This window comes from Streptomyces sp. SID12501 (assembly GCF_010550245.1).
Lineage (GTDB): Bacteria > Actinomycetota > Actinomycetes > Streptomycetales > Streptomycetaceae > Streptomyces.
Genome location: NZ_JAAGLU010000038.1, coordinates 35,419 through 41,544, shown reverse-complemented (window position 1 = coordinate 41,544; position 6,126 = coordinate 35,419). Strand labels below are relative to the sequence as shown.

The window sequence follows — 6,126 nt, the reverse complement described above, 5'->3', positions numbered from 1 at the left end:
GTCAGCGAACATCCCGGGGGCTGACGGTCAGTTCGTGCGCATGTTCGAGTCGCTCTCGCAGAGTGCGCAGGAATCGCACGGCGTCCCGCCCGTTGACTATCCGGTGGTCATAGGCGACCCCGATCGCGGCCACCCGCCGCAGCCGGACCTCGCCGTGGTCGTCGACCGACAGTTCGTCCCGGGTGTCGCCGAGGGAGACCGCGCAGGTGTTGCCGGGGAAGACGATCGGAGTGGCCATGACCACACCTGCGTCGTTGTTGAGCGCCAGCAGCGCCGTGCCGCCTGCGAGGTCCGATCCCCGGAAGCCGTCCCGGACTGCCTTGATACGGAAATCCATCATCACGTCGGCGATCTCCGTCACCGACAGTTGTTCGGCCTCGCGGACCACCGGCGTGAACAGTCCCTTTCCCACATCGACGGTGACCGCGATGTGGGACGCGCCGGCCGGTCTCACCCAGCCGGTCTCGCCCGGCGCGGCGAAGAAGAGCGGGAAGTCCTCGCGCAGCCGGGCCATGGCGGCGATGACGAACTCGGTGGCGCCGGCCATGGTGCCGAGACGGGCCGCGCTCTCCTCGACCTGCCCCATGTCCACATGGACGACCGTGAACGCGGCAGGGATCGTCCGCTGCGACTCGCTGACCACGTTCCACACAGCCCGCTGATTCGGGCTGAGCCGATGCCCCTCGGGATTCGCCGGCGCTCCGGATCCGCCCCTCAGGTCGGCGAGCCGCTCAATGTCGGCCCGTTTGACGACCTTCTTGTCCAGCGAACACAACTCGGCGTCGTCGATGCCGAGTTCGTCCATGAGCTCACGTGCCGGGGCGGTCACGAGCGGGGAGGTTCCCGAAGTGTTCGCGACGCGCTCCGCGCCGGCGTCCACGGGCGGCGCGGATGCCGGTGGGCTGTCGGCCGTGTTCCCCACCAGCCGGCCGATCACTTCGCCGCACGCGCACTCGGTCCCGTCGGGCACGATGCGCTGGAGCACACCGGAGGCCGGCGCGATCAGATCCTCGGTGGCCTTCGAGGTCTCCAGTACAGCGACGGACGCGTCGGCCGGCACCTGATCACCATCGTCGAACAGCCACTCGACGAGGAGGTAGGAGCTGTCATTGTTGTTCAGCTTGGGGACCGCGATATCAACCAACGAACATCTCCCGTACCGCGTGATGGATGGTCTCGCTCTGCACCAGCACGTCGCGTTCCAGATGGGTGGCGGTCGGGATGATGCTGGCCGCCGAGTGCACCAGCCGAACCGGCGCCGCCAGCTTCCCCCACAGCCGACTGTGCACGGCCTGCGCGATCTCGGCGCCCCAGGTTCCGCCGGCCGTACTCTCCTCCACCACGCAGACCCGGCCGGCCGCCGCCAACATGGACAGCAGAGGGTCGAGGTCGAGGGGGTAGAGCCGGGAGGGGACGATGAGCTGGCAGGTGATCTCCTGGTCCAGCAGCAGCCCGCGCATCGCAGTGAGCGCGCGGTCGACGAGCCCTCCCGGCGCGATCAGCACCACATCGGCGTCGTCCGGCCGCCCCGTGTACACGCGGGCGAACTCCTGCGCAGGATCGGCGAAGTCGAAGCTGAATATGTCATCGACAACACCGTCACGGCGCATTCGTCTGGTGTACAACACCTTGTCCTCGAACAGGACACAGGGTTCCGCTCCTCGGAACATGCGCTCCAGAACGGCTTCGTTTTCGTGGAACGGAGACAGTTCGTAGAGATTCAGTCCGGGTATCCCCACGAAATGCTTCTGCGGGCTCTGACTGTGAGTGGGACCATAGCCGCGGTTTCCTCCGGTGGGACACCGGACGACGAGCTTCAGCGGGAGCCGACGACCGTACATGGAAACCGACTTGCTGGCGAAATTCAAGATTTGATCGAAGGCCAGCGCAATGAAATCGCCGAACATGATCTCCACGATTGCCGTGTTACCGGCGAGCGAAAGGCCCGCGGCCACGCCTACGATTCCACCTTCACTCAGTGGAGTGGCGAGCACTCGGTCACCATAGCGCTCGGACAGGCCCTTGGTGACTTTGAAAGCGCCCCCATAGGGGTCCACGATGTCCTCACCGAGGAGGTAGACATTCTCGTCCCGCTCGAACAATCCGTGCAGGGCTCGGTTGAGGTTCTCGACTACACGTTCGGCAACAGGCATCGTTCATCCCACTTGGAAAGGGGTCGGGCGGCAACTTCGTGCACGACCTGCTCGACGAATGCACGCTGGCGTATGTCGCACAGCCCCAGCCGGTCGGGAATCGCGGCCGCGTACCGGCGATACCAGTCTCGCTGGGCAGCCAGGTCCACCTCTTCCGCGGGCCGGGTGTCGTCACCTTTGCTGTGCGGCCCCAGACGCTGGGTCAGGAACTCGACCACGAGAGGTTCGCCGGTGTCGCGCACCCGGGCGACGGCCGGGCCCAGTTCGGCCCTGATCTCGTCGAGGTCCTGGGTCCGGACGAGATGATGGCGAACGCCGAAGGCGGCAGCACGGCCGGCGATGCTGCCCGCGAGCTGCATCCCGGTCGGCGTCGACTGGGCGATGCCGTTGTTCTCGACCAGGACAAGTAGCGGCACCTGCCACAACGCGGCCATGTTCAGGGCCTCGTAGACCGATCCCTCGCCCCAGGTGCCGTCACCGAGGAAGACGGCCGCCAGGTTTTTCGAGCCCTCGCGCTTGAGGTGCAGCGCGGTGCCGACAGCGACCGGCATGCTCTCGCCCTGCACTCCGGTTGAGAGGTAACGGCCTCGCAGGATGTGCTGACTGCCGCCGACGCCGTGACAGACCGCACCCTCACGGCCCATGATCTCGGCCAGCAGTCCGTGCGGATCACCGAACCGGGCCAGGTAGTGGCCGTGGCCACGATGATTGCTGAACACGAAGTCGGCTTCGGCAAGCAGCGTCCGCAGCGCGACAGGTATGTACTCCTGCCCCAGGCAGGTGTGGGTGGTGCCGTTGAGCTGACCGGCTTCGAAGAGCTCCAGCAACTTGCGCTCGAAGTGACGTATCAGCAGTAGGAGTTCGAGGTCCGCATCATCCACGTACATGACGGCTTCCTCTCGCAGACACACGGACAGCGCCACAGGGCCGCGCGGTCGGATGAGCAGGGGCGAATACCACAGCACCGGACGCAGTAGTACTCCTGATCCATCCATTCTGAACGAACTGAACGCAAACAGGAGAAGACCGACGAGGGAAGACCGGATATCAGTGGGGGAATACGGTGTCGAGAAATCCCATCAGCAAGCTCGCACGACGACGGCAGTGCCGGGCTATGCCATCAGGTTGGAGGCAATTGACGGGAGGTCACGTTCACACACAGTTCATCTGAATTCGTAAGCGGTCAAGCCGGAGCTGCGCTCAACGGTAAGACCTCAGGCAGATCAACCGACCGGAATCGCGACCGGGTTGGAACAGCGATCGACTGTTGAGACTTCATGTTCTTCACGTGAGGAGTGTGACAGCTGGGACGTGGCCAGACAAGGGGAAGACTCGCAACTTCGCCTCAAAACGGACAGGCTTTCCACTCAATGGAAAGAAGGGTCCGGTTTTCCATTGGGAGGGTGTGCCAATTCAGCGGCCGATCCCGCTTGCCGGGGTATCAGTTCCACTCCGAGCCAGGCAGCCCGCGAAGGCGATCCGGAACGCGTTCCCAGGCGCTTTCCAATGGCATAGTCCACCTCACAGTTCGTGCCCTTGTCCCAATCTTGGCGCACGGCGTAACGGAACGAACCCGTCGCAGACCGGCATCAACGCGTCGCCCGGACCCCGGTTCCTCAGCTCGGTGAACAGATGCAGCCGGCGCTTCGCACCCTCGCTGCCCTCGCTGGCCCCGATGCCGAGCGCGGCGCGGGTACCTCGACCTCCACCGGGCCGGCGTCGGTCGGCACGGTCTTCTCCCAGGTGCGGTTGCGGCCGCCGCCGGTCTTCCCTGTCGAGTCGCACTTCTCGTGACCGGCATGGCCGACGATCCCGCCTCCCGGAGCGGACTCGGGTACCCGTCCGGTCAGCCTCCGCAACAGCGCGTCGAGCCGGGCGCGGTCAACCAGCATCACAACGAGTGGTCCGTCCGTATCGATCGCCGGCCACGAGGCGCATGCTGTCGAGCTCGTCCATGCGAGGCGCCCTGGATCAAAGGACTCCCAAATCTTCGCGTGGAACGGTTCTCATATTCAGGTTTTCGGTAAGGATTGAGCCAGGATCGTGCTCGTTCGGTCTCCTGTGACCCCCCACTCCCTGAAAGAAGTTCATGAGAAGAAGCACAGCCGTGTTCTGTGGTGCGACCGTCGTGCTGGCCGGGACTCTCACGGCCGTCCCGGCCGAGGCGGCCATGACGCAGTCCGCGACCATAGCCCAGGTGGCCAAGGTCAGTTGGAAGAAGTGCGGCACGGAGGACAATCCGACCCTCCAGTGCGGGACGGTGAAGGTACCCCTCGACTACGCCAAGCCGCAGGGGCGGAAGATCACCCTGGCTCTGTCCCGGGTCCCGCACACCGCGAGGAAGTACCAGGGCCCGCTGCTGGTCAACCCCGGTGGCCCCGGTGGCAGCGGACTGGGTCTCGCCGGTTTCGTCGCGTCCTCGCTGCCCAAGACTGTCGCAGCCCAGTACGACGTCATCGGCTTCGACCCGCGCGGCGTGGGCGCCAGCAAGCCCGCCCTCGACTGCAAGCCGGGCAACTTCAATCCGGTGCGTCCCGCCAGCGTTCCCAGCACCCCGGCGATCGAGAAGGCGAACCTGGAGCGCGCCAAGTCCTTCGCCGCAGCCTGCGGCCGGAAGTACGCGGATGTTCTGCCCTACATCGACACGATCAGCGCCGTGAAGGACATGGACTCGATCCGCAAGTCCCTCGGCGCCAAGAAGATCAACTACTTCGGCTACTCCTACGGCACCTACCTGGGCCAGGTCTACGCCAAGCTCTTCCCCGGCCAGGTGCGCCGCCTGGTGCTGGACTCGATCGTCGACCCCGACGGGGTCTGGTACGACGCCAACATCTCGCAGGACTACGCCTTCGACGCCCGCCACAAGGCGCTCATGGCGTGGATCGCCAAGTACAACTCGACGTACAAGCTCGGTACCGATCCGGCCAAGATCGAGGCCAAGTGGTACGCGATGCAGAACGAGCTGGCCAAGAAGCCCGCGGGCGGCAAGGTGGGTGCCGCAGAACTGGAGGACACGTTCATCCCCGGCGGCTACTACAACGGCTACTGGCCCGACCTGGCCGACGCGTTCGCCGCCTACGTCAACGACAAGAACGCCGACCCACTGGTCAAGGCGTACGAGAACTTCGCGTCGATCGATGCCTCCGGAGACAACGGCTACAGCGTCTACGCCGCCGTGCAGTGCCGTGACGTCTCCTGGCCGCGCGACTGGAAGCAGTGGCAGAAGGACAACTGGGCGGTGTACAAGAAGGCGCCCCTCATGGCCTGGAACAACGCCTGGTACAACGCGCCGTGCGCCTTCTGGCCCACGAAGTCGCTGAAGCCGGTGAACGTCGCCAACGCCAAGCTGCCGCCGGTGCTGCTCTTCCAGGCGACGAACGACGCGGCCACCCCGTACCAGGGCGGCGTCACCGTCCACCGCCTGCTCAAGCACTCCAGCCTGGTGGTCGAGCAGGGCGGCGGCAACCACGGCATCTCGCTGAGCGGGAACGCCTGTCTGGACAAGTACCTGGTGAAGTACCTGACCGACGGCACGGTGCCGCGCGGCAGCGGTGTGGCCGACGCGGTCTGTCAGAAGTTGCCCGACCCGAAGCCGCTTGAGGCCCAGCCGGCGAAGTCGGCGCTGAGCAGCACGTCCGAGTCGCCCGCCGCGGTGTCCGGCGGCGCCACCCTGCACGAAATGCTCGGCTTCCGCGGCTGAGTGTGAACTGCGCGGCACACGAGAAGGGCGCCCGGTGTTCGCCGGGCGCCCTTCCTCATGGCCGCCGATCCGCCGGCGAATCCGCTCTTCACGGCGACGACACCAAGGGAACGCCCTCCATCGCCCGGGCCTCCGGGCAGGAGGACGAGCTGAACCGCAGGGCGTGCCTCATGCCCTGTCGGCGGCCGTAATTCTGCGGACCATCGCTTGATGCGGCCTCGCAGGTTTCGCTTCAAACCGTTCACCCTTCAGTTCCCCTTCTAGACATCACAA

5 protein-coding genes are annotated in these 6,126 nt (G+C 65.6%); 2 read left to right on the top strand and 3 right to left on the bottom strand.

Annotated elements, in window-relative coordinates; all coding sequences use genetic code 11:
- Nucleotide 1: 1 nt before the first annotated feature.
- From G3I71_RS35830 to G3I71_RS35820, 3 genes are read right to left on the bottom strand one after another with little or no spacing between them, the layout of a single operon-like run.
- Nucleotides 2–1,144 carry a 2-oxo acid dehydrogenase subunit E2 gene (locus tag G3I71_RS35830; RefSeq protein WP_164321450.1) on the bottom strand — a complete coding sequence of 381 codons (1,143 nt, stop codon included), beginning with the start codon at nucleotides 1,142–1,144 and terminating at the stop codon, nucleotides 2–4.
- On the bottom strand, nucleotides 1,137–2,153 hold the full coding sequence (locus G3I71_RS35825; RefSeq protein WP_164321448.1) for an alpha-ketoacid dehydrogenase subunit beta: 1,017 nt from the start codon (nucleotides 2,151–2,153) through the stop codon (nucleotides 1,137–1,139). Before G3I71_RS35825 ends, G3I71_RS35830 begins: the two co-directional genes overlap by 8 nt.
- Entirely contained in the window at nucleotides 2,132–3,040 is a 909-nt protein-coding gene (locus tag G3I71_RS35820) for a thiamine pyrophosphate-dependent dehydrogenase E1 component subunit alpha (RefSeq protein WP_164321445.1), read from the bottom strand. Before G3I71_RS35820 ends, G3I71_RS35825 begins: the two co-directional genes overlap by 22 nt.
- 745 nt (nucleotides 3,041–3,785) lie before the next feature.
- Between G3I71_RS35820 and G3I71_RS35815 the strand changes: the two genes are divergently transcribed.
- Together G3I71_RS35815 and G3I71_RS35810 are read left to right on the top strand one after the other, a co-directional pair.
- Nucleotides 3,786–3,947 carry a hypothetical protein gene (locus G3I71_RS35815; protein ID WP_164321443.1) on the top strand — a complete coding sequence of 54 codons (162 nt, stop codon included), beginning with the start codon at nucleotides 3,786–3,788 and terminating at the stop codon, nucleotides 3,945–3,947.
- A 295-nt stretch (nucleotides 3,948–4,242) separates the two neighbouring features.
- Complete coding sequence (locus tag G3I71_RS35810) at nucleotides 4,243–5,853, top strand: alpha/beta hydrolase (protein WP_164321441.1); 1,611 nt, start codon at nucleotides 4,243–4,245, stop codon at nucleotides 5,851–5,853.
- The last annotated feature ends 273 nt before the right edge of the window (nucleotides 5,854–6,126 follow it).